The 537-nt window shown below is 72.3% G+C and carries 1 protein-coding gene; it reads left to right on the top strand.

Annotated features, from left to right (window positions below):
- The first annotated feature begins 169 nt into the window (after window positions 1-169).
- On the top strand, window positions 170-361 hold the full coding sequence (locus tag J7E86_RS15910; RefSeq protein WP_215082333.1) for a hypothetical protein: 192 nt from the start codon (window positions 170-172) through the stop codon (window positions 359-361).
- Window positions 362-537: the final 176 nt, after the last annotated feature.

The raw sequence follows: 537 nt of genomic DNA, 5'->3' as shown, positions 1-537 counted from the left end.
TCCGCCGGACACGGCCTAGGGGCGGGACCCGTTCCCGGCGAGGGCAGGGCCGGGGAGAAGGGTCCTCCACCGGAGATCGGTATGCACTCCCGGGGGATATGTCCCAGGATGGAGGGACACCCGAACGGCCGACCCCCAGGCAGGGGCCGCTGAGCAGAGGAGGCCCACCGTGAAGGAGAGCCCCGAGGACACATCCACCACGTCCCGGCCGAGAAGCCTGTACACGGGGAGCGAGCGGCCCTTCGACCCCGAAGACCTGGTCATGGCCTCCGGCCGGGACGTCACACCCGAGCGGGTCGAGGCGGCCAAGCGCCTGATCGAGGAGAAGGGGGCAGCGGCGGTCGAGCGGTACCTCCCCTAGGACCGCGCGCAGGTGGTGTCCGGCGGATTGTCGGCTGCGAGCTGCTCCGGGCCGTGTCCGGCGAGTCTTCGGCTGGGGCCGGTTGCCGTCTGCGGCGGCGTCCTGAAGCGCCGGGCGGGCTGAACGCGGCTGAGCCCAGCCGAATCAAGCCCGTCCGGCGTTTGAGGACGCCACCG

Source organism: Streptomyces sp. ISL-11, from assembly GCF_018614525.1.
Lineage (GTDB): Bacteria > Actinomycetota > Actinomycetes > Streptomycetales > Streptomycetaceae > Streptomyces.
This window is presented reverse-complemented; position numbering and strand designations above follow the sequence as displayed.